This is a genomic window from Psychrobacter sp. 5A.1 (assembly GCF_030407455.1).
In the GTDB taxonomy this organism is placed as follows: Bacteria; Pseudomonadota; Gammaproteobacteria; order Pseudomonadales; family Moraxellaceae; genus Psychrobacter.
On the sequence record NZ_JASDDJ010000056.1, the window covers coordinates 1 to 21,606 of the forward strand.

At 43.5% G+C, this 21,606-nt stretch carries 15 protein-coding genes; 13 read left to right on the forward strand and 2 right to left on the reverse strand.

The window, feature by feature from the left end:
* Positions 1-63 precede the first annotated feature (63 nt).
* The 11 genes from pilM (at position 64) to QL982_RS11455 (ending at position 17,050) form a co-directional block, all read left to right on the forward strand.
* Positions 64-1,119 (forward strand): type IV pilus assembly protein PilM, encoded by a 1,056-nt coding sequence (gene pilM, locus QL982_RS11405; RefSeq protein ID WP_290163129.1) that lies wholly within the window; start codon positions 64-66, stop codon positions 1,117-1,119.
* Positions 1,119-1,766 (forward strand): PilN domain-containing protein, encoded by a 648-nt coding sequence (locus QL982_RS11410; protein ID WP_290163127.1) that lies wholly within the window; start codon positions 1,119-1,121, stop codon positions 1,764-1,766. The genes pilM and QL982_RS11410 overlap by 1 nt, the downstream gene beginning before the upstream one ends.
* Entirely contained in the window at positions 1,763-2,482 is a 720-nt protein-coding gene (gene pilO, locus QL982_RS11415; RefSeq protein ID WP_290163125.1) for a type 4a pilus biogenesis protein PilO, read from the forward strand. Before QL982_RS11410 ends, pilO begins: the two co-directional genes overlap by 4 nt.
* Positions 2,482-3,015, forward strand: coding sequence for a pilus assembly protein PilP (locus QL982_RS11420; RefSeq protein WP_290163123.1), 534 nt, complete (start codon positions 2,482-2,484; stop codon positions 3,013-3,015). Before pilO ends, QL982_RS11420 begins: the two co-directional genes overlap by 1 nt.
* 27 nt (positions 3,016-3,042) lie before the next feature.
* Positions 3,043-5,382, forward strand: coding sequence for a type IV pilus secretin PilQ (gene pilQ, locus QL982_RS11425; protein WP_290163121.1), 2,340 nt, complete (start codon positions 3,043-3,045; stop codon positions 5,380-5,382).
* Between the two features lie 204 nt (positions 5,383-5,586).
* Positions 5,587-6,150, forward strand: a complete 564-nt coding sequence (gene aroK, locus QL982_RS11430; protein WP_290163119.1) for a shikimate kinase AroK — start codon at positions 5,587-5,589, stop codon at positions 6,148-6,150.
* Between the two features lie 60 nt (positions 6,151-6,210).
* On the forward strand, positions 6,211-7,320 hold the full coding sequence (aroB, locus tag QL982_RS11435; protein WP_290163118.1) for a 3-dehydroquinate synthase: 1,110 nt from the start codon (positions 6,211-6,213) through the stop codon (positions 7,318-7,320).
* Positions 7,321-7,450: 130 nt separating this feature from the next.
* Positions 7,451-8,527 carry a hypothetical protein gene (locus QL982_RS11440; protein ID WP_290190330.1) on the forward strand — a complete coding sequence of 359 codons (1,077 nt, stop codon included), beginning with the start codon at positions 7,451-7,453 and terminating at the stop codon, positions 8,525-8,527.
* Between the two features lie 895 nt (positions 8,528-9,422).
* Positions 9,423-13,886 carry a glutamate synthase large subunit gene (gltB, locus tag QL982_RS11445; RefSeq protein ID WP_290163114.1) on the forward strand — a complete coding sequence of 1,488 codons (4,464 nt, stop codon included), beginning with the start codon at positions 9,423-9,425 and terminating at the stop codon, positions 13,884-13,886.
* Positions 13,887-14,119: 233 nt separating this feature from the next.
* Positions 14,120-15,541 (forward strand): glutamate synthase subunit beta, encoded by a 1,422-nt coding sequence (locus QL982_RS11450; protein ID WP_290190331.1) that lies wholly within the window; start codon positions 14,120-14,122, stop codon positions 15,539-15,541.
* A 297-nt stretch (positions 15,542-15,838) separates the two neighbouring features.
* Positions 15,839-17,050 carry an FUSC family protein gene (locus QL982_RS11455; protein ID WP_290163110.1) on the forward strand — a complete coding sequence of 404 codons (1,212 nt, stop codon included), beginning with the start codon at positions 15,839-15,841 and terminating at the stop codon, positions 17,048-17,050.
* An 81-nt stretch (positions 17,051-17,131) separates the two neighbouring features.
* Here the strand turns inward: QL982_RS11455 and QL982_RS11460 are convergent, their stop codons facing one another.
* On the reverse strand, positions 17,132-18,265 hold the full coding sequence (locus tag QL982_RS11460) for an extracellular solute-binding protein (protein WP_290163108.1): 1,134 nt from the start codon (positions 18,263-18,265) through the stop codon (positions 17,132-17,134).
* A 315-nt stretch (positions 18,266-18,580) separates the two neighbouring features.
* Between QL982_RS11460 and QL982_RS11465 the strand changes: the two genes are divergently transcribed.
* On the forward strand, positions 18,581-19,387 hold the full coding sequence (locus tag QL982_RS11465; protein ID WP_290163106.1) for a 3-oxoacyl-ACP reductase: 807 nt from the start codon (positions 18,581-18,583) through the stop codon (positions 19,385-19,387).
* Positions 19,388-19,599: 212 nt separating this feature from the next.
* Here QL982_RS11465 and QL982_RS11470 read toward each other — a convergent pair whose 3' ends face one another.
* On the reverse strand, positions 19,600-20,430 hold the full coding sequence (locus tag QL982_RS11470) for a Cof-type HAD-IIB family hydrolase (protein ID WP_290163104.1): 831 nt from the start codon (positions 20,428-20,430) through the stop codon (positions 19,600-19,602).
* 589 nt (positions 20,431-21,019) lie between these two features.
* On the opposite strand from QL982_RS11470, the gene QL982_RS11475 reads away from it, so the two are divergent.
* Positions 21,020-21,499, forward strand: a complete 480-nt coding sequence (locus tag QL982_RS11475; protein ID WP_290163102.1) for a BLUF domain-containing protein — start codon at positions 21,020-21,022, stop codon at positions 21,497-21,499.
* Positions 21,500-21,606: the final 107 nt, after the last annotated feature.

Genomic DNA, 21,606 nt, shown 5'->3' on the forward strand with positions numbered 1-21,606 from the left:
GTATTGTATTCAATTATTACAAATAACTATCAGATTGTACACTTAATATAAGGTATAGAGTTTGTGAGGCTATTTACTTCCAAAAGTCGACATTTGATTGGTGTGGATGTTTGTGCCACCTCAGTAAAGTTGGTTGACATACAGCGCCAGCAAGGCATGTTTCACCTAAAATCTTATGGTATCGAAAGACTACCGGAAGGTATCGTGGTCGATAAAATTTTAGTTGATACAGAAGCCGTTGGCAATATTATAGCGAGCTTGGTAAAACGTTGCCAAGTATCGAATAGCAATGCTGCAACAGCCGTTTCAGGCTCTGCAGTCATTACCAAAATCATTGATATGGACACCACGCTCAGCGATGTTGAGCGTGACGCTCAAATACGTTTAGATGCTGATCAATACGTGCCTTATCCATTAGAGGATGTCAATTTAGACTTTGAGGTATTGGGGCCATCTTTAGTTAGTGAAGGTATGGTGCAAGTGTTGCTTGCTGCTTCTCGTTCAGAAAATGTCGATCAGCGTGTCGATGCTTTGGCGTTTGGTGGTATGCAAACAAAAGTCATGGATATCGAGTCACATGCAATCGAGCGTGCTTTTGGATTGATGGCAGGTAGTTTACCAAATACGCCAGAACTGGTAGCTTTGGTAGATATAGGTCACAATCAAACCACACTATACGTTGCTAAAAATGGTGAGTTTATTTATAGCCGTGAGCAGTTATTTGGTGGCGTACAACTGACTGAGGCTATACAAAATCGTTATGGCTTATCAGCAGAAGAAGCTGCCATTAGTAAACGTGAACGTACCTTGCCTGATGATTATTATCCTGAGGTGTTGACCCCCTTTATAGAAAATACTATTCAGCAAATAACTCGTTCCTTACAGTTCTATTTCTCATCAAGCCAATATAGCAGTATCGATCATGTGATCCTTGCAGGGGGCAGTAGCTCTATTGCAGGACTCGCTGGTATGGCACAACAAAAACTGGGTGTTACTGTCAGTGTTGCCAATCCTTTTACGAACATGACTATTGCACCAAATATTGACAATGAGCAATTGGCCGTTGATGCACCAAGCTTAATGGCTGCATGCGGTCTTGCGTTAAGGAGCTTTGACTGATGGCTCGTATTAACCTTTTACCTTGGCGAAAAGAAGAGCGCGAACGTCGCAACAAAGAATTTATCACTTTGGTAGTTGCCGTTACGTTGCTCACTTTATTGGCCGCATTTGCTTCATGGAGCTATTTTAATAATGCGCTTGCTGAACAGCTTGATGCTAATGCATTGATCGAACAAGAAAACACGCGCTTGGATACTGTATTGACTGAAATTGACAGTTTAGAGCAACGCCGTGAAGATATTATTTCTCGCATGCAGGTTATTCAAGATTTGCAGGGTAAACGTCCTGTACCAGTACGCTTATGGGATGATCTTGCTAAGGCCATGCCGCCAGCGCTTTATCTAAATAACCTCAAGCGTGAAGGTGACACTTTAACCTTAACAGGTTTAGCTGATAATCCAAATATTGTGTCAAGCTTGATTCGTAATCTTGATAATAGCAAGTGGATGGACAATTCAGCAGTGAGCAATATTCAACAGAATATTAACGCTTATGAAGCTGCGCCAGCTCTTAATCAGACGGTGACGACGGGTGAACAGCCACGTGCTATATACCCTGAAGATAGCTATGTACAGTTCGTAGTGACAACTAAAGTACAATCAGAAACACCTACTGATGCTGATACTGGTCTGGGAGGAGAGTTATGAAGCTTGTCCGCAAAAAGAGTCTCTCTAAAACCAAAAAGACTGCTTTAAAACCAAAAAAGCAATTCGATTTAAATGAATTTCGTCGCAGTTTTGAGTCACTAGATTCAGAAAACTACGGCAGTTGGCCACTCCCAGTTAAAATTACAGTGATTGGTCTTATTGTTATTTTTATAGCCGCTTTATCATGGGCGCTACCGATCAGTAGCAAAATCGATGAAATCAATGCTGCTGATAGTCAGCAAAAAACCTTACTGGATAGCTATCGTGAGAAAGAATCTCGCGCACGTCATTTAGAAGCGTATAAAGCACAAGTTGTTCAAATGGAAGCAGAATTCAAGACTTTATTAGATCAGTTACCCAAGGATACGCGGGTATCAGAACTGGTAGAAGGGATAAACATGACAGGCGTAGGTAGTAATATCCGCTTCCAGGATATTTCAGTAGAGCCTGAAATTGAAAACGAATTCTTTATTGAGCAACCTATCCGTATTGCTGCATTGGGTGAATATCATCAGTTCGGTAGCTTTATCAGTGGTCTGGCAGCATTACCTCGTATTATTACCATGCATGACTTTGAAGTCAGTAATCCGAAGCCGACATTGGATGTTTTGCCAGAGCTTAATTTAGTCTTGCAAACCAAAACGTATCGCTCTAAAGAATCGGATCCTGAAGGTGATACAGCCGTCGCTACTGATGCAAATGCAGGAGGCAACTAATGAGTACCCAAAGATTGCCAATACTATTGGCTTTAGGTGTCGCTGTTTTATCTATGACTGGTTGTAGTGACCGAATAGGCATGGCAGAGCAAGCGATGACTGATATACGTAAGCAGCCTGCACAGCCCATTGATCCGCCGCCCAAGGCTGAATTGGTAGAAGATTTTGTCTATAGTGCCAGTGCACAGCGAAGTCCGTTTTTACCACCAAGCTTGGTTAATGTGCAAGGTCCTACGACTTCTATTGATGGTGTACGCCCAGACATCAACAGAATAAAAGAGCCACTTGAGCAGTACGAACTGTCGCAATTGGTCTTTCGAGGTGTGGTGATTTCGCCTGAAGGTCAGCGATATGCATTAATACAACGTCCTGATGGTTCGGTGGCCAGTGTTAAAGTAGGTGATTATCTTGGAATAAATGACGGCCGTATTGTTGAAATCACGCCGACCCAGATTAACTTGATTGAAATTGTGCCAGATAGCCGCGCAGGGTTCGTTGAAAAACCCCAGTCGCTGGTATCCCCTATAAGCTAAGTCGGCAGATTTTTTGAGGAATAAATAATGACAGTACGCAATAACAAGGTAATTATGATGAGCAACCGCGTTCCTTCTGCTTTTGCCATTTCAGCATTGGCGGTCAGTATGGTCACTATGAGCCAAGGAGCTCATGCTGCACAGCGCATTAATAATGTCTCTGTAGTACAGACTGCACCAGCGGTGACGCAAATGCGCTTGGGGTTTGAGGGCTTACCAGTATTGCCTGAGGCCTATCAACTCGATGATCCTAGCCGTTTAGTATTGGACTTCGAACAGGTGCAAAATGGTCTTGCCAGTCGCTTTAATGAATATAATGTTGGTGTGATCAATGATGTCACGACGCTCAATAGTGACAGTACCACGCGACTTATTGTTGGTCTAAAAAAGTCAGGCAGTTATACGACCGCGATTGATGGTAATGATTTGTTACTGACAATTACAGACCCTAATCGCCCAGTCATTACCAGTGATCCGATTCAAGATGTGCTTAATAATAGTAATGGCATGACGACTACCGCAATTGTCACGCCACTCGTTGAGAGCACTGTCGTACCTGTACGTACCACCAGTAAAGCAGTAGCGAAGAATGACGTACCAGCCGATACGATGGTGGTAAAAGTAAACCCACTATTGAATCCACAACTCGCTGCGTCACAAGTTAGTAAGCAGTATAGCTATGATGGACTCAGCGCCGTCAACTTCTCAGCAGGTAACGATGGTGGCGGTAATGTGAGTGTCGCACTTACTAATGAAGCGATACCAGTTGATGTACAACGCCAAGGTAACAAGCTTGTTATACGCTTAACTGGTAGCACTGTCCCGAGAAACTTATTACGCCGTTTGAATATTAATAGTGGTCTTGTTAGTAGTATTGATACCAAAAACCAAGGTCAAAATGGTGTTATCACTATCAACATGACGGATGATTATGAGTATCAAGCCTACCAATCAGGCAATCAGCTAAATATTGGTATCAGTAAACCTGCGTTATTACGTGAGCCAACGCTTGAAGAAAGAGTATATAGTGGCGAACCGCTATCTATGGAGTTCCAAGACGTTGAAATTCGTAGCGTTTTAGATATTTTAGCGCAGTTTACAGAGATGAATATCGTTGCTAGTGATTCAGTGTCTGGTAATATTACGCTACGCCTGATCAATGTTCCTTGGGATCAAGCACTTGATATTATCCTGAAAAGTAAAAATCTAGGCAAGCGCGAAAATGGCAATGTGATTTTGGTCGCGCCTTCTACCGAACTGGCTGAACAAGAAGCGAAAGAGCTTGAATCACAGCAAGTGGTTGAATCTTATGCACCATTACGCACTGAATACATTCGTTTGAGCTACGCCAAAGCCCCAGATGTTTTGACATTGATTTCACAAGGTAGTGGTGGATCATCAGGCGGCAGTAATACAAATGCTAATGATAATGATAGCTTGTTGTCCAATCGTGGTACGGTAACGGTAGATGATCGCACCAACACGTTAATCATCAAAGACGTGGCTGATAGTATCGAAAACATTCATAAATTAATCAGCAAAATTGATATTCCAGTCCGTCAGGTGATGATTGAAGCGCGTATCGTGAGTGCAACTGACAGCTTTAGTAAAGAGATCGGGGTTCGTTGGGGTATCTTGTCAAACGGTGCAGCCAACAATCGTAATCTTTTAGTGGGTGGTAGCAATCAAACACTATGGGATTTAAAAGACTTTGATGTAGAAACGACGACAGTCAATGGCCAAACCGTTTCTTATCCTTCATACGACATTAGCCGTCCTGATAACTTAAACGTTGACTTGGGTGTGTCTAATCCAGCTGGTAGTATTGCATTTGGCTTGCTCAGTATGTCAGACGTGATGCTTGATCTTGAGCTGTCAGCACTGCAAGCAGACAACCGCGGTGAAGTTATTTCTACACCGAAGATTTTGACAGCAGACAAGCAAACGGCGAAAGTATCTTCTGGTACACAGATTCCTTATCAGGAAGCATCAGCCAGTGGTGCAACGACGACCAGCTTTAAAGAGGCCGCATTGAGTTTGGAGGCGACACCAAACATTACCCCTGATGGTAAAATTGGTTTGCAATTGGTCATCACCAACGGCACACCGACTATTATCAATAATCAGGTAGCGATCTCTGAAGATTCTATCTCAACCAATGTTATCATTGAAGATGGTCAAACGGTTGTGTTGGGTGGTGTTTTCAAAAATCGTACTACCAACGGCGTAGATAAAGTACCGTTCTTAGGTGACTTGCCTTACATCGGTCGTGCTTTCCGCAAAGATGTGCGCAGTAACTCAAAAGAAGAGCTACTTATTTTTGTGACGCCAAAATTGATTAATGATGGCACTAGTCGTTTGAATTAATCATTAATTCGTTGGTTAGTTGTTAAAAAAGCAAGCAATATGGCTTGCTTTTTTTATGCGTAAATTTAGCGTCTCTAAAATTGTGTTCTATAGGTAGGTATTAATGGGTGACATACTCTAAATATTACTGACAATAATCATGGCTCATTACTAGCCAGAATAACAATGACGTTGTATCATACCTAATTTAGCTGAGTAAGTATTATGGTGCAGGAATTACCGTCGGTGTTTTTAGTGGGCCCGATGGGAGCAGGGAAAACGACAATCGGTAAACTGCTTGCCAAGCAGTTGGGTCGCACTTTTGTAGACAGTGATTGGTATATTGAATCGCAAACGGGTGCTGATATTGCTTGGATATTCGCCAAAGAAGGTGAAGCAGGCTTCCGTGAACGTGAAACGCGTGCCATTGATGAACTGACCCAAAATTCTCAAATCGTATTGGCAACCGGTGGCGGCGCAATCATGTGTGCTGAAAACCGAGAGTTTCTAAACCAGCGAGGTATTGTGGTTTATCTTAATGCACCAGTCGATGTACAACTGGCCCGTACTGCAAAAGACAAGTCTCGACCATTACTACAGCAGCCTAATCCTAGAAAAATATTGCAAGATTTGTACAGTGCCCGCGACCCACTATATCGCCAAGTTGCGCATATTATCATGCCTACTGGCCATACGTACCCACGTCATATGGTCAATCAATTAATGCAACAGCTGGAATCATTCTTCGACGGCAATGCCATATCATCAGTGCAGCAAAAAGACAAATAATAGACAGATGACAGCTATTCAGTTAATTTTACCTAACCAAAAATGCCTCAGGAGTATCTCATGGTAACGCTACCGTTTCATGATGGCCTAACAGTTCATACGAAAAGTCATGATTATCCCATTGTCATCACTGAGCAATCTACCACTGAACATAGCAGCATGGCGAAGCAAATTGCGCCTTATATTAGTGGTCGTCAAATTTTGATTGTCACCAATGACACTGTGGCACCTTTGTATTTACCAGCATTAGAAAATGAGCTAGCAGAGCAGTTTACGGTAAAGGTGTGCGTACTACCAGATGGTGAACAATATAAGAATCAGGCCAGTATTGATCGAATTTATGATGCATTAATGGCAGAGCACTTTAATCGTGACGTCACGCTTATTGCACTTGGCGGTGGTGTGATTGGTGATATGACGGGCTTTGCAGCTGCCAGTTTTATGCGCGGCGTGAACTTTATTCAAATACCCACCACGCTATTATCACAAGTAGATTCTAGTGTTGGTGGCAAAACAGGTATCAATCACCCTCAAGGTAAAAACATGATTGGCGCGTTTTGGCAGCCGCAAATGGTGCTGGCTGACATGAGCACGCTCAAAACCTTACCTCCGCGTGAGCTATCGGCTGGAATCGCTGAAATCATTAAATATGCGCTTATTATGGATGCTGCATTTTTAGATTGGCTTGAAGTGCATTTGCCTGCGATGATGGCATTAGATTTGGCTGTGCTTGGTGAAGCGGTGAAGCGCTGTTGTCAGTACAAGGCTGATGTGGTGGCACAGGATGAAAGAGAGTCGGGTGTGCGTGCGTTATTAAACTTTGGTCATACTTTTGGCCATGTGATTGAAACCAATGAAGGCTATGGCAATTGGTTACATGGTGAAGCGGTGGCTGCTGGTATGGTACAAGCTGCTGAGTTATCCCAAAAAATCGGCTGGTTGAGCGGTGATGAAGTCGCACGTATCAAGCGCGTTTTAGTATTGGCAAACTTACCCGTCATACCGCCAGCTATTGATGTAACCACTGCTTTAAATCTAATGGGGCACGATAAAAAAGTGAAACACGGACAAATCCGCCTGATTTTGTTAAAATCAATCGGAGATGCTGTGTTGACCAATGAATTTGATGATCAGCTATTGTCTGAAATCTTATCAAAACATAGCGCATAATATCTCAAAATTTTATCGTTCACATACTCATACTGAAATCTAGTACTCATAGCCGAATGGTTAGCCGTACCTCTGTTTGAATAAGCATTTATGTAATGCTCTTAAATATGTGTTTACCAAGGACAGTCTCATGGCAACATCAAAACCAACGACACATACTGCTAGTCAATCATACAGGCGTCAAGCATTGATTTGGCTAATAGTGACCCTGTTATTAGGAGTGGTCACAGCGTTAGTCTGGATGTTTAGTCAAACGCCAACAAGGGGCACCAAAATTGAGAACGCACCAATATCGGCACCACAGATGCTCAGTGATGAATTCGAGCAACCCTTAAAAGTTGAGTCGTTACACGAGCTTGATACCGACGTACAGCCTATCAGTTTTGAGATGATGGTTCGTGATTTGCGCAATTATCCGGCCGAGTTCAAAGACAAACGTTATTTGCTGGCTAATAAAGGCAAATGGACTGTGCAGGTGATGAATGTCGTTGAAAACGATGTGATTGTCAATTATCTAGAAGGGCGTAAAGACCGCGATAAATTTGCTTATTTTCGTTATCTTGATGATGAAAAACAAGTTCGCTATATGCTGACTTATGGCATCATGAGTAGCCCGCAAGAAGCAGTAGGGGCCGCAAAGCTCATAGACTTTAAGTTACCTACAAATGTGCGCGTGTTGCCAGAAGAGATCAATCGTTATGTCGGCATCATTGATAACTATGCACGTCCCGATCCGATCAAAGATTTGAGTGCAAAACGCACACGTGCTGTCGATTTAGAACCGACTAAGCGTGAAGTGCCCGTCCGCCAGAAAGCACCAAAAGCTAGCGATGATGACAATACCGATAACGGCGGTCAAAAAGCTGACAGCAATAGAGGTAATGAAAGTATCCGGCAGTCAGCCGATACGTCTGCCACTTTGTCAGTCACTGAAGAGCGTATTGTTGGTGATGAAGAGCAAGAACCCTCAGTTACGACGCTTAAAAACGAAGACAGTGTGAGTAAGCCTGAACAAGATAATAAAAAACCAGCCCTATCAGGCAATGAAAACACTGTGAAAAAACCACCAGTGGTCCCAACGCCTAAACCACCAGCTGGCAGCGGTGCGAATAACAGCTCAAATGCTACTGGTAAGAATGCTAACCCCACTCCTGCTAAGAATAATAATGATAGTATGAAGGCGCTAATAGAAGATAAGAGCAACTAACTTTTACGCTTAGGTTTTATCTAGCTTGCTGTTCAGATTGATGGCACGCACTAGCCCACTAGCTCCCTTGCTAGTGGGTTTTTTTCATTGTGTACGCTGATTTTATGGTTGTAGAAAGCGATATTTTGATATCGTTGAGTATGATGAATGCGGCTTGCTAAGTCGTTTATGAGTGGTTTATATCAAAATTTTGATAGTAAGAGTAATCGTCCTATAACCAATAGTAATAAGTACTCTTACAAATTATGGCTGATGAATCGATAGAAAAGACTAGATTTTTCAACAATCATTAACTAATATAACTGTGGGCGACGTTCTGTATAGTTATCGTAAAAAATGTTATTTAACAACTATTTAGTGGTTTTTGCGCAGTTTTTAGCGTTATTCACTAAATGTTATTGTCTCAAGCGCGGTTACTTACCATTTATAACAAGGTCATCGTAAGTGACGCAACCTCTCTTATTGTCACTCTTTTTAGGGTAAACAAAGTGCTTGAATACAGGGCGTCAGATATTCAAGATAAACAGCTGCACGGTTATTAAGTCATTGTATTTCTGGCTCTAAATGCTAGACATGACGATATAACATATGATGCTCAACAGAATGGCATAAGATATCACTGATTAAGTAACTGGCATTTAAGGGCGTAGATTAACCCGTTGCCAAGGGCTGCTGCTTACTGTCTTTTGATACATGAACCACATGTCAAGACATCAACTAATGACCAGGAGGGTCAAGGGTTTTTCTTTCTCTTAAAGTATGATGTCTACCGAGCATTGCACTATTTGCTCATTCGAATATACGAATATCCACTATCAGCCCGTTCTGCTTACGGTTACCAGCTTATACTCCGCATTGGAAATGTAAGTTGCCCGTCTACTTAAAAGGACAAGCTATGTCAATGATTTCCTCACAAACACACCTGGCCACGCCAGATGATTTTTCTGATAATTGCGGTTTTGGCCTGATTGCCCATATTGAGGGCCAAGCGAGCCATGATTTGGTAAAAACGGCCATTCATAGTTTAAGTTGTATGACACACCGCGGCGGTGTCGCTGCTGATGGTAGAACTGGTGATGGTTGTGGCTTGCTGCTGGCAACGCCTACCGATTTCTTTAAACAGATCGCTGAAGAGCAGCAATTGGCTATTACGGACAACTTTGCTGTCGGTATGGTGTTCGTTAATTTAGATAGCGATAAAGCCAAGCATAGCCAGCAAGTATTAAGCGATGAGATTACGGCTCAAGGATTAGAAGTGGTTGGCTGGCGTGATGTACCACTTGACTTGAGTATTGTGGGTGAGATTGGCCGCGAGACATTACCAGATTTTCAGCAAATATTCGTCAATGCGCCAGATGATTTGGCGGCGGATGATTTTAACCGTAAGCTGTTTGTTGCACGCAAAAAAGCAGAGCAGCGCTTGACGGAAGATGAACTGTTTTATGTGTGCTCATTGAGTTGCCAGACTATTATTTATAAAGGCTTGGTGATGCCTTCGGATTTGCCAGCGTTTTTCTTGGATTTACAAGATGAGCGTTTGGCATCACATATCGTGGTATTCCATCAACGTTTTTCAACCAACACGTTACCGCGCTGGCCATTGGCACAGCCGTTCCGTTATCTCGCTCACAATGGTGAGCTGAATACCATTACAGGTAACCGTAACTGGTCGAAAGCACGTACGCCAAAATTAAAGTCAGACAAATTACCTAACTTGAGTGAACTGACACCACTTGTCAATAGTACGGGCTCCGATTCATCAAGCTTGGATAACATGCTTGAAGTGCTTATGTCTGGCGGGATGAACCTGTTCCATGCGATGTCTATTTTGGTACCCCCAGCGTGGCAAAACGTTGATAGCATGGACATGGATTTGCGGGCGTTTTATGAGTTTTATTCACAACATATGGAAGCGTGGGATGGCCCAGCAGGTCTGGTGATTCAAGATGGACGCTATGCGGTCTGTATGCTCGATAGAAACGGTCTGCGCCCATCACGTTGGGTAACCACTAAGAACGGCTATATCACTGTTGCATCAGAAGTAGGTGTTTGGGATTACGCGCCACAAGATGTGTTGGCAAAAGGTCGTGTCGGACCTGGTCAAATGCTGGTCATTGATACGTTGACGGGTCAAATTCTAGATACGACGGCCATTGCAACTTTACTGAAAACGGCTCATCCATATCGCAAATGGTTGCGTGAAGAAGCGACGCGTGTCCGTGATGATGAGCGCCTAGAAGAGACATTAGCAACGCAAGCTTGTCGCGGTGATAAGCTAAAAGCGCTACAAAAGATGTATCACATCACCAATGAAGAGCGTACAGAAATCATTCGCCCTAACGCTGAAAATGGTCAAGAGCCAGTCGGCTCAATGGGTGATGATACGCCGATGGCTGTACTGTCACAGCAAATTCGCCATGTCGGTGACTTTTTCCGCCAGCAATTTGCACAGGTGACCAATCCACCAATCGACCCGTTACGCGAATCTATCGTGATGTCATTGCAGACTTGCCTAGGCGCTGAAACCAACGTATTTGCGCCATCAGCGAGAGACGCGCACCGTATTATTTTGTCATCGCCAGTATTGTCAGCCAGCAAAATGCAGCAGCTTGAAACTTTGGATGATCCAGCGTTCAAAATGGCTCGCATTGATCTAAACTATGACCGTACTTTAGACCTATCTGATGCTATCGTCGCTATCTGTGAACAGGTGGCAGACAACATTCGCTCGGGTAATACATTGATTGTCTTATCTGACAAAGATATCGATGCCGACAAAGTCCCCGCCAATGCCATCATGGTCACGGGTGCCGTGCATCATTATCTGATTGGGCAAGGTATTCGTACCGATGCCAATTTGGTGATTGAGACGGGTCTGGCTCGTGACTCGCATCAAATAGCGGTATTGATTGGCTTTGGGGCGACCTGTGTTTATCCGTACTTGGCTTATGATGTCATCGATGACTTGGTGGCTACTGGTGAGTTGCTTGGTGATCCTATTCAAGCCCGTATTAATTTCCGTAAAGGCTTAGATAAAGGTCTGCTAAAAATCTTATCAAAAATGGGTATCTCTACCATTGTTTCTTATCGCGGCGCACAATTATTTGAAGCGGTTGGGCTGTCAGAAGACGTGGTGAATCTATGTTTCAAAGGCGTACAGAGCCGTATCAAAGGCGCTACTTTTGCAGATCTCGCTGCCGACCAAGCCCAATTGGCTGCCAATGCCTTCAAGCGTCGGGCCCCACTGGATCAAGGTGGTCTGCTCAAGTTTGTCTTCAACAAAGAGTATCATGCCTTTAACCCTGATGTGATTAACAGCCTGCATACCGCGGTACGCACTGGTGACTATGAGAATTACCGTCGCTATGCAGATTTGGTCAATAGCCGTCCAGTCGCCACTTTGCGTGACTTATTGCAGCTAAAAACTGACAACCGTATCGATGTCAATGACGTCGAAGATATCTCAGAAATTCTGACGCGTTTTGACTCAGCGGGTATGTCGCTAGGCGCACTATCACCTGAAGCCCATGAAGCAATTGCGATGGCTATGAACACCATTGGCGGGCGTTCAAACTCTGGTGAGGGCGGTGAAGATCCTACGCGTTACGGTACGCTGCGTAACTCAAAGATTAAACAAGTTGCCTCTGGTCGTTTTGGCGTTACCCCTGCGTATTTACGTTCTGCGGAAGTGATGCAGATCAAAGTCGCGCAAGGTGCCAAGCCGGGCGAGGGTGGTCAGCTACCTGGCGGTAAAGTGAACGCGCTGATTGCACGTTTGCGTTATTCAGTGCCAGGCGTCACCTTGATTTCACCGCCACCGCATCATGATATTTATTCTATCGAAGATTTGGCGCAGCTGATTTTTGATTTGAAACAAGTCAATCCAGATGCGTTGGTATCCGTTAAATTGGTCTCGCGCCCAGGGGTTGGTACGATCGCCACAGGTGTCGCAAAAGCCTATGCCGATTTGATTACTATCTCAGGCTATGATGGGGGTACGGCAGCGTCTCCGCTATCGTCGATCCATCATGCAGGCTCGCCATGGGAGCTAGGCTTGGCTGAGACCCATCAGTCGCTACGAGTGAATGGATTGCGTGACAAAGTACGTGTCCAGACTGATGGTGGTTTGAAAACAGGACTGGATGTGGTAAAAGCCGCCATTCTTGGTGCTGAAAGCTTTGGTTTTGGTACTACACCGATGATTGCGGTTGGTTGTAAATACCTTCGTATCTGTCATTTAAACAACTGTCCAACAGGGGTTGCTACTCAAAAAGCCAAACTGCGCGATGAGCACTTCATCGGCGAAGCAGAAATGCTGATTAACTTCTTTAAGTTTGTGGCGACCGAAACGCGTGAGTGGTTAGCAGCGCTAGGTGTTCGTAGCATGGAAGAGCTGGTCGGTCGTACTGACTTGCTGAATATTCTAGAAGGTAATACGGACAAGCAGCGCCATCTTGACTTAACACCATTACTGTTTAGTCACCCAGCCAGTGTGGGCAAAGCCCAAACCTGTCAAGTGGAGCGTAACGAGCCTTTTGATAAAGGCTTGCTCGCTGAGCAAATGATTAGCGATATGCTCGTGAATATTCGTCAAGGGTCAGGCGGCGATTATAGCTATTTCGTTGGTAACTGTGACCGATCTATCGGTGCTCGTATCTCAGGTGAGATTGCGCAAGTCTGGGGCAACCTTGGTATGAGTGATATGCCAATTAAGCTTCGTCTGACGGGTACAGCAGGGCAAAGTTTAGGCGTGTGGAATGCTGGCGGCTTAAACATCGAGCTTCAAGGCGATGCCAATGATTATGTCGGTAAAGGTATGGCAGGCGGTGAGATTGTTATTTATCCACCGAAAGATTCAAGCTTTATCGCACAAGAAACCGCCATTATTGGTAACACTTGCCTATATGGTGCAACGGGCGGCAAGTTATACGCTGCTGGTACTGCAGGTGAGCGTTTTGGTGTTCGTAACTCTGGCGCACATGCGGTCATTGAAGGCACAGGCGACCATTGCTGTGAATATATGACGGGCGGTATCATCACTATTCTTGGACGTACGGGTCTTAACTTCGGTGCTGGTATGACGGGTGGTTTTGCTTATGTGCTCGATATGGAAGGTGATTTCTTTGATCGTTGCAACCATGAATTGATCGATCTGAACCGTATTTCGAGCGAGCAAACAGAAGAGCATCGCATCCACTTGCAACAAGTGATTGAAGCTCATGTAGATAAAACAGGCAGCGTATGGAGTCAGACGATACTGGAAGACTTTGAGCACTATGTTCGTAAATTCTATTTGGTGAAGCCAAAAGCGGCGAATATTGCAAGCCTTCTCAAAACTACCATGGCCGACCCACAATAGCCGCTACGTAACTGTTGATCCTATTAATTGATTGTATTAATAGATCGTATTAATTAATTGACAGTTACTTTAATTAGGGTAGCCAGCGTTCCGTTTTTAGAGACGTTTTAACTCACAGGTTTTCAGCAGGTAAGTGACAGTAGCAACCTATAGGTCTTAATGTCTAAATAAACATGACATCGTTGACTGTCACCGCCCACTGCAAAAGAGCCTTATATAAAAGAGATAGCATCATGGCAAAACGCTTAGAAAATAACTTCCAGTTTTTAGATGTACCAAGATTTGATCCAACCAAAAAAGACATTGCAACGCGTTCAACAGAGTTTGTTGAAATTTATAAACCTTTCGAAAATGAAGCGCTTGCACAGCAAGCGCATCGATGTCTTGAATGTGGTAACCCGTACTGTGAATGGAAATGTCCAGTACATAACTATATCCCTAACTGGCTAAAGCTGGCCACAGAAGGGCAGATTTTTCAGGCGGCTGAATTGTGCCACCGTACCAATACCTTGCCTGAAGTTTGCGGACGTGTCTGCCCACAAGATCGTCTGTGCGAAGGCGCTTGTACCTTGAACGATGGTTTTGGCGCAGTGACCATTGGTAATGTTGAAAAATATATCAACGATACCGCGTTTGCCCTTGGCTGGCGCCCAGATATGTCTGAAGTCGTTTGGACAGATAAAAAAGTCGCTATCATTGGTGCAGGGCCAGCAGGTCTGGGTTGCGCAGATATTTTGGTCAGAAATGGTGTCAAGCCAGTTGTCTTTGATAAGCGTCCTGAGATTGGTGGCTTACTGACCTTTGGTATTCCTGAGTTCAAAATGGAAAAAGACGTCATGCGCAACCGCCGTGTCATCTTTGAAGACATGGGTATCGAATTTCGCTTAGAGACAGAGATTGGCACAGACGTCACTATCGATGAGCTATTGGCTGACTATGACGCGGTATTTATGGGTATGGGTATTTACACCTATATGCGCGGCGGCTTTGCTGGTGAAGAGCTGACAGGCGTCTATGATGCGCTAGACTACCTGATCGCCAATGTGAACCGTTGTAACGATTGGGAAAAAGATGCCGAAGAGTATATCGACTTCAAAGGTAAAAGAGTGGTGGTATTAGGTGGTGGAGATACAGCGATGGACTGTAATCGCACCAGTATTCGTCAAGGCGCAGAGCAAGTGGTCTGTGCCTATCGCCGTGATGAAGAAAATATGCCAGGCTCACGCCGTGAAGTGGTCAATGCTCGCGAGGAAGGCGTTGAATTTTTATTCAACCGCCAGCCTACTGAAATCATTGGCCTAAATGGCAATGTGAACGGGGTAAAAGTGGTCACGACTCATTTGGGCGCACCAGACAATCGTGGTCGTCAACGTCCTGAGCCCATTCCGAATTCTGAAGAGATCATCCCCTGTGATGCAGTTATTATGGCGTTCGGCTTTAGACCGAGCCCTGCTGATTGGTTTGAGTCTCAGCAGGTGGCGATGGACAGCTCGGGTCGAGTATTGGCAGCAGAAAAGCAAACCTTTAAATTCCAAACCAACAATCCTAAAATATTTGCGGGTGGCGATATGGTGCGCGGTTCTGACCTAGTCGTGACCGCTATTTGGGAAGGCCGTGAAGCTGCGGAAGGTATATTGGATTTCTTAGAAGTATAATGAGATTCGTCTAAACCCAGCGATTGATACGCAGGTTTTACCTTAAACGTCTTTTGTCCTTTTATGGGCAAAAGGCGTTTTTTAATTGTTACTTTATAAATAGAGGCTCGACTGATAGCCTGTTTATGAGTAACCTGTGCTTTTATTATCTATAGTCAGAGAACTACTAAACAGATACGGCGTTACTCTCCCTAGATGTACTATTTGTACAATCTGCAGTCGGCAGCCTTGTACCTATTTTAGACTTCTCTGACTATATCATTTATTTTATTTATCCACCAAAAAGAGTAGCCTTGCGTGAAACCAACCCTTTACCAGCGTATTACTGCTCCATTTATTGAGCCCTATGTTCGCTATCAACATGCGGACGTTTTACATGCCATCCGCTTGGGCATGGCTGTGATATTCGCCTTATTAATCAATGAGGTCACCAATTTTCCGCATGGAGAATGGACGACCATCACTGTGTTTATTATTTTGGGATTATTACAGTATCAAGGCGCTATCTATACCAAGGCGAAAGAGCGCGTGCTTGGTACACTATTGGGTATTGGCATTGCTCTTTGGGTGTTGTGGTTCAATCAACATGCAGGCGCGTGGCTATGGGTGGATTATGCGCTCATCGGTCTACTCAGTGGCATTATCGGTTATTTGGCGGTTAGAAAGCTTGGCTACACAGGGCTACTGACAGGCATAACTATGCTGATGATTGTCTCCGATTTGGGTAAAAATAGCATTGGTCATGATGGTATTTACCGTGTCCTAAATATCTTGCTGGGGACAGGCGTTGCGGTCGCTGTGACGTTGATTTTACCGCTGAAATCAACCTTGATGTGGCGGTTTTTGTTAAGCGGTAATCTCGACGCGTGCAGCAGTCTCTACGCTGGCGTGGGTCGTCATATTGATACGGCAGAGGGAGTGGTGGACGATGCTGTGCAAAAGTTAAACCCAGTAGCGTTCTCTGTTGAGGAAGTGCCTGTTGATAGAGCGTTGGTCACCGCGTTACAACAGATTAATAAGCGTCTGCTAGCCGTTCGCCCGCATATCGCGGCGACTGCCAGTGAGTCAGGCATTAACAAGACAACGCTGGAGACCATTCAACGTACCCATCGTAATATTATCGGAACGATTGATTTATTATTAAGTGCCGCACCACGCTTGGCGAATATCGAAATTGATGAAGAAAATCATATCCTATTGATACATTATCAGCATGAACTGACCCAAGCCATGCAGCATATGGCAGCGGTATTACGTAGTCCAAGCGATGAAATGTTTCGACCCATTACTCGTATCGCCGTCTCAGAGTACCCGAGCGTACAGCATCTAGCATTTGAGTGGCAAGGGTATTTTTGGTTGACCCAAACGTTGCAAACACAGCTGCAACAATTAAGTGATTTGTTGCAAGCCACCAAACCGCAATGGTTCGCTGCATCTGGTCTGGGTTATCAACGCCGAGAGCAACGCCGAATAAAAGAGCAAGGCGGCGAGACGGATTTGCATTTATAACGCAAAAAAACGCTGATCATTTAGGATCAGCGTTTTTATTTTCAAAAGTATGCTTTCTTTTAAAATGCTAAATCAACACTATTAACGGCCAGTTTTTAGCTTATCCCAGTACTGTTGATACACTTGCAATGCTTCGTCGCCCACATCTTCTTGGAACTCAGCTTTGGCCAATACCTCTTTAGAAGGGTAAATGGTAGGGTTGTTCTTCACATCATCTGGCATCATTTCACGTGCTGCAATATTTGGTGAGGCATAACCAATCTCTTCGCTAACGATTTTCGAGTTTTCAGGACGCAATAGGTAGTCGATGAATTTGTGTGCTGCATCAACTTGCTTGGCGTTTTTTGGAATGACAAAGTTGTCCATCCATAAGATTGCGCCTTCGCTAGGATATTTATAAACCAAGCTGGTTAGCCCTTCATCATTGGCGATTACCGCTTCGCCATTCCATGTCATACCAAGCGCAGTTTCACCTTCAATATACGGCATACGTGTCGCATCAGAGTTAAAAGTTTTGACGTTTGGCATCAACGTGGTGAGCTTATCGTAAGCGGCTTTGATTTCGTCAGGATTGCTACTATTGCCTGAGTAGCCAAGAGTCAGCAGTGCCATACCGAATACTTCACGCACGTCATTGGTCAGCATCACCTGACCTTTATACTTAGGATCCCATAGGTCATTCCAGCTATTGACAGTTTTCGGATCGACACTGTCACCGTTAATGGCTAGACCAGTGCTGCCCCACATATAAGGGATAGAGTATTTGTTGTCAGGATCGACTTTGGTATTGGTAAATGAGGTATCAAGGTTTTTGAAATTGCTCAGTTTAGATTTGTCTAGCTCTTGTAGTAGGCCTTCTTTCGCCATTTTTTCGACATAATACGTCGATGGAATCGCTAAGTCATACTGACTAGAATCATCCAATAGTTTGAGCTTGGCATACATCGCTTCGTTAGAGTCAAATGTGGTGTAATTAACTGAGATGCCAGTCTCTTCTTCAAAACCATCAAGAATTTCTTGCGGCATATACTCTGACCAGTTATACAGATTCAGCGTCTCATTGCTCGCAGTGGCACTGCCATCAGCAGCGGCATTGTCAGAGTTGCTACAGCTAGCAAGTGCAAACCCGACAGCCATGGTCAATAGTGCTTTTGGTACGATACGGCCAATATGAGCCGACATGCTCGCTGACGAACGGGGTGATGAACGGGTCAAAATATCTCTCCTAAACAAAGAATGATGCCAATCAGTGAAAAGTACCGATTGATAAATGCTACTTAATATAGATAGTTACACTATTATGGCTATTTGTTTCAGTGATTTAAAGGGCAATTAAGGCAATCGATGCGAGTCGCTGTGATGAAGTGCTGATTTTCCGTCAATAATAGAGGCTTGATACGAGATATAAGGTTAGGTTTGCTCAGCTTAATGACGGTATATAATCATGCTATGATAAGTGCGGATTTGTAATGACTGTGCCATAAAACCTCTTCTCATGGCGCGCTACATAATAATAAAGGATTTAACTTCATGACTCAGAGCCACTCAGTAGGTGCAGCGATTCCAATGCTTCTCAAAGACAAAGTTGCTATTGTCACAGGTGCTAGTCGTGGTCTTGGCGCACAAATCGCCAAACAGATGGCAGCAGCAGGGGCCAATGTGTGTGTCAATTACCTAAATAGTAAAGACGCCGCCGAAGCGGTAGTGGCTGACATTAAAGCCACAGGCGGGCAAGCTTTTGCTTCTCAAGGGGATGTGACTGACGCAATCCAAATGCAAGCAATGGCAGCGGCAGTGATTGAGCACTTCGGTACGATTGATATATTGGTCAATAATGCCTTACCGAGTTACCAGTTCAATCCTAGTGCAGATTACACCAGTATAGAAACGGTTAACTGGGCGCACTTCTCTCAACAGATGGATGGCATCGTTAAGGGTGCAGTCAACACGGTGCAAGCGGTATTGCCGCAAATGAAAGCGCAGAAAATGGGCAAGATTATCAATATCTCAACCAACCTTGTCTACAATCCAGTGGTTACTTATTACGACTATACCACTGCTAAGTCTGCACTAATTGGGCTGACGCGTAACTTGGCGTCTGAATTGGGGCAGTATGGTATCCGAGTCAATCTGCTGGCAGGCGGACTGTTAAAGATGACTGATGCAAGTAGCCTGACGACAGAAGAGGTATTTGATTCTATTGCAACGACGACACCATTACGTCAAGCGACCTCAGTAGCTGACTTTGCTAATTCCGTACTGCTAATGGCCTCTGATCTGAGTGCCGCTATCACTGGACAATCCATCGCTGTCGATGGTGGCTTGACCATGCCTTAATTGAGGTCTTAACTGACGCCTTACGTTCTATTGGATTTGTAGAAAGAATGAAATGAATACTCGACAAGGTATTGGAATTATCACCGCTACAGTTTCCAGTTGAAACGTTTATATAAAATTAGACCATAATAAAAAGCCCTTACTAACCGGTTAGTAAGGGCTTTTTTTACATGCTTAGATGAACTTTAATGGTTGTATTGACATAGATATTCTTATGATGCTGTTTTCAACTGATCAAGTACCATCTGTATGCCATATTCTTCAATTGTCCCAGTAACGAAATCAGCACGTTCTATCAGCGCAGGCTGTGCATCTCCCATCGCTATGGCAAACCCAACCAAATCAAACATTTCTAAGTCATTCATACCATCACCAAATGCCATGCATTCGCTGGCATCTACCGCATAGTACTCGCATACATCTTTGATACCGCGAGCTTTTGATGCCTCTGCTGGTAATATATCTGCACCAATCTGATGCCAATGTACCAGCTTTAAATCATACTGTGCAAAATCGACGTCTTGCATTTTGTCTTCTTGATTATTAAAGAAAACAGAGCATTGATACACGGTATTTGACTTGTAGTATTCAGGGTTAACGATAGAGTTGGGTGTGATGGCATTGAACTCACGCAAACGCTCGTTTTCACCTGACCAAGCGATATGAGTCGCTGAGTCAAACTTATGGATAAAATCGCTTTTTAGGCACAGTTTCGCAATTTTGTCCGTTTGTTCAGCAGATAAAGGGTAGTGGCTGATTAAGCCGTTTTTATCAAAACTATACTGTCCATTCATGCAAATAATAGCATCCAATATATCCGCATCTAGCAATGCTAGGATGTCATCTGGCAATATGGCTTTGGAACGCCCAGTCGAAATCACCAGTTTGATATCAGTCTCGGCAAGCTGCTCAAGGGTTGTTTTGTTGTGTTCAGCGATGATGCCATTGCGGCTCAAGGTATCATCGATGTCAAAAAAAATGATTTTGGGTGTTGAGATCTTAGTAGTCACACTTTCTTTGGCAATCTTATCTTCGATAAACATGATGATCCTATTATTTTTAGTCATTTAGAGATTGATGATTCAGATACTACTACAACACACCCAAAGAGATAAATACCTATAGCGTAATCTATGGTGCTGCAAATCAGATTTTCATCGTATATCAAAATATTCGTAAATGTAAATATATTGTCGTGAAGTTTGCATTATCGCAAGAAGCTATCAGCGTAGAGGCGCGAGCGTAAAAAAGCCGTCTATACATGTGTATAGGCGGCTTTTTGGTGAAAGCAAATTACCAGTATCGGTAAAAGGTGTTTTTTAGCGATTGGACAAAATATTGGTTGATGTCCATAAGTGACACTCGCCATATTTGATTGCTAAAAAGGACTGGGTGATTTCTGTTTTCGAATTGAAAATGGGTTATCGATAAGTACAGATGATAATTTTTGACTATTAGGATGTATCTGTTTTATTTAGAATCAACTGTATCACACTGATTGTGTCAATTTTTGTAGTGTTGCTCTAAGGTAATAAATGATAACAAATTGGTTAACTCCCGAGAGTTTTATTGATTCTACTTTATAAGAAAGTGTATATTAATTTATATACATATTATATAAATAGATTTTTTATGCACATCACGACAAGTCAAACTTCAGAGAATAAGAAAAGCCATGGTGAGCATATTCTTATCAACATGACATATATCGCCAAAAATGTCGATCTAGATTCGGGAATTGAGCTGACTCGTGCACTTGAGTATTGGCGAAGATACTTTGAAGAAAACAATATAGTTTCAGCGTTAGTCATTAGTGAAGGTTATTTCGTTCAAAGTTTTCAAGGGACAAGGCCTGCTATCAATACGGCTTTAGAAAAGATACTTGACGAGCATTCAACCATTTTCCCTAATATCGTTAATATAGAGGAAATAGAATCACGTCAATGGAATGGGTTTTTAGTCAAACATCTAACCTCAAGCGCTGAGGATGAAGCATACACCCTAAAAAGCTTCTCAGCAGGTTCTGACTATAACCCCTATTTAATGAAAAGTACTCAGATCGAAAGCTTTTTAACAGCAATCTTTGAAGATGATGAATCCAATAAGTTTTAAACGAGTAGTGTCTGTTTTATTTAGAATCGACTATAGTCAATGCACTACAAAAGAGTTATGTTTTGGACAAATATCATAAAACAGTTTAGATAAGTCGTTTTCCATCC

What these genes read in the sequence shown, in the direction of transcription:
- QL982_RS11470 (WP_290163104.1), bottom strand. Translation starts at nt 20,430, where the DNA reads ATGTTTATCGAAGATAAGATTGCCAAAGAAAGTGTGACTACTAAGATC.
- QL982_RS11440 (WP_290190330.1), top strand. Translation starts at nt 7,451, where the DNA reads ATGGCAACATCAAAACCAACGACACATACTGCTAGTCAATCATACAGG.
- pilO (WP_290163125.1), top strand. Translation starts at nt 1,763, where the DNA reads ATGAAGCTTGTCCGCAAAAAGAGTCTCTCTAAAACCAAAAAGACTGCT.
- QL982_RS11465 (WP_290163106.1), top strand. Translation starts at nt 18,581, where the DNA reads ATGACTCAGAGCCACTCAGTAGGTGCAGCGATTCCAATGCTTCTCAAA.
- gltB (WP_290163114.1), top strand. Translation starts at nt 9,423, where the DNA reads ATGTCAATGATTTCCTCACAAACACACCTGGCCACGCCAGATGATTTT.
- pilQ (WP_290163121.1), top strand. Translation starts at nt 3,043, where the DNA reads ATGACAGTACGCAATAACAAGGTAATTATGATGAGCAACCGCGTTCCT.
- QL982_RS11450 (WP_290190331.1), top strand. Translation starts at nt 14,120, where the DNA reads ATGGCAAAACGCTTAGAAAATAACTTCCAGTTTTTAGATGTACCAAGA.
- QL982_RS11475 (WP_290163102.1), top strand. Translation starts at nt 21,020, where the DNA reads ATGCACATCACGACAAGTCAAACTTCAGAGAATAAGAAAAGCCATGGT.
- QL982_RS11420 (WP_290163123.1), top strand. Translation starts at nt 2,482, where the DNA reads ATGAGTACCCAAAGATTGCCAATACTATTGGCTTTAGGTGTCGCTGTT.
- aroK (WP_290163119.1), top strand. Translation starts at nt 5,587, where the DNA reads ATGGTGCAGGAATTACCGTCGGTGTTTTTAGTGGGCCCGATGGGAGCA.
- aroB (WP_290163118.1), top strand. Translation starts at nt 6,211, where the DNA reads ATGGTAACGCTACCGTTTCATGATGGCCTAACAGTTCATACGAAAAGT.
- QL982_RS11410 (WP_290163127.1), top strand. Translation starts at nt 1,119, where the DNA reads ATGGCTCGTATTAACCTTTTACCTTGGCGAAAAGAAGAGCGCGAACGT.